2 protein-coding genes are annotated in these 2,115 nt (G+C 77.0%); both read right to left on the reverse strand.

Annotated features, from left to right (window positions below; translation table 11 throughout):
- Positions 1-659, reverse strand: a 659-nt coding sequence (locus OOT08_RS05540; protein ID WP_325091586.1) for a hypothetical protein, incomplete at its 3' end; no start/stop codon positions are given.
- A 29-nt stretch (positions 660-688) separates the two neighbouring features.
- Positions 689-2,115 (reverse strand): AAA family ATPase (locus OOT08_RS05545; protein WP_325091587.1); only part of this gene is annotated, 1,427 nt, incomplete at its 5' end.

Raw genomic sequence — 2,115 nt, forward strand, 5'->3', positions numbered from 1 at the left:
TCTCCGGGATCACCGAGCCCGGCTGCCGTGAGCGCGGCCAGCCGCAGCCCGGGCGGGGCGAGCACGGCGAGCGCGCGGTCGAGCCGGTCAACGGCGCTGCACCCGGGGGCCGGGCCGAGGACCCGCCCGAGCACGTCGGCGCTCGTCGCCCCGGCGCGGGCGAGCCCCCGGGCCTCCGCCCGGACCGGCGGGGCGACCCGCGTCCCCAGGCCGAGCGAGGAGCGCAGGAGCAAACCGAGCCACTGGGCCGCCACGGGCCAGTCGCTCAGGTCCTGCGGGATCGACCGTTCCGTGGCGTCCCGGAGCCCGACGAGCGCGCCGGGCATCGCGGCGCGCACCTCCGTTCCCGCCTGCGCCCGGTCGATGCTGAGCAGCAGGGCCGCGAGCTCCGGGCGGGCCCGCTCGATGGCCCGCCGGCGGAAGAGCCGCTCGGGAGCGAGCCGGGCCCAGCGGACCGTTGCCCACAGCTCCCGGAGCGCGAGCGCCCCCGCCTCCTCCGGGGGGTGCCCGCGGTCCAGGAAGAAGCCGAGACCCACCCGCATCCCCTCGGGTGTCGCCGCCCAGTCGGTGCCGTCCGACACGCTCACCCGAACCCCGAGGATCCGGCCCGCGTCCACGAGGCGCTCCTCGATGCGGGCGCGCTCGGCTCGCGCTGCCACGCGAGGCAGCGCCGCGGGCTCCGCACGATTCATTGCCCGAAGCCCTGACCCGCCAGGATGAGCCCGAGCACGCGCCGGTCCTCCCGGTGCATCACTCCGGACAGGAAGTTCGCGAGCGCGCGCTCGACGGCCGCCGCGGAGCCGGTCAGCGCGGCCTGCTCCAGAATCGCGACGAGGGTGCGGGGCGCGATGACGGATTCCGCGAGGCCCGGCTCCGCGTCGAAGGCCGCCCCGGTCGAGGCGTAGCGGTCGAAGCCCTCGCCGTGGTTGCCCGCGAAGACCTGCTGGCTGACGAAGGCGGCGCGGGCGAGTCGTTCGATGAGCTCCGGAGCGATGTCGTCCGGGAGTTCGCCCCGGTCATCGGCGAGCGCCGCGGCGGCGATCAGGGCGTTTTCCCGGGGGTAGTCCGCGTAGCCGAGGTCCGCGTCCGGGTAGCGCACCCGATGGGTGTTCGCCCCGAACCGGTTCACGAGCTCGGCGCTCAGGGGCTCGATGCCCCGATAGCGGTTCGGCGCGTGCTCGTTCGCGGTGGCGATGATGCCAAAGCCCGGCGCAATGCGCACGACCATGCCGGCCTGCTCCTGCACGGGGAAGAGCGCGCCGGGGCGCAGCTGCAGGATGCGGTTCAGCCGCTTGAGGAATTCCGGCGGCATCGCGTTCACCTCGTCCAGGATCAGCGGGCGACCCTCGCGCATCGCGAGGAGGAGCGGGCCGGGTTCGAAGGCGGTCACGGTGACCCCGTCGCGCACGCGCAGCTCGTGGCTGCCGATCACCTGCGCGGCGGTGATGTCGCCGTACCCGGAGACGAAGCCGGGCTCCCCGCCGGCCCGGCGGGCGAGGTCCTCCGCGAGCGCGGTCTTCGCCCCGCCCGTCTCCCCGATGAGGAGGACGGGGTGCCCCGCGGCGAGGGCGGGCAGGGCGTCGCGCGCGATCGCGCGCATCTGCGCCGTGCGCAGGAGCCCACCGCGGAGCTGGGCCCGCGCTTCGCGGAGCCGGAGGGTGCCAAGCGCCGCCAGCACCGCGTCCGGGCGGGCCAGGCCCGGGACCGCGTCCCGCGGCGGCGGCTCGGCAGCACGGGCGAGGACGTCTCGCTCGGCGCGGGTCAGAGAGCGGCCCGTGCGGGCCGCGTTCGTGAGCAGCGCCTCCCCCGCTGCGCGCTGGGCATCCGCGGCGCGCTCCTCGCGGTCGAGGAGCACCGCGGAGCGGAGGTCTCGGGCGCGCTGGCTCAGCGCGCGATCTACGGCATCCCGGCAGCCGGGCTCCTCCAGGGCGGTCCCGAGTTCGGCGCGCAGCTCGCGCACGGAGCGCAGGCCGAGCCGGATGGGGCCGGGGAGGTCCGCGGGCACGGGACCGCCCCCGGCGAGCAGGTGGCGGAGGGTCGCTGGCTCCCGCCCGGCGCGACGCCAGTCGGCCCGGAGGGCCCGCTCGGCCCTGGCGAGCTCTCGGGCCAGGGTCG

This window comes from Leucobacter sp. M11 (assembly GCF_035726885.1).
GTDB lineage: Bacteria > Actinomycetota > Actinomycetes > Actinomycetales > Microbacteriaceae > JAPFRB01.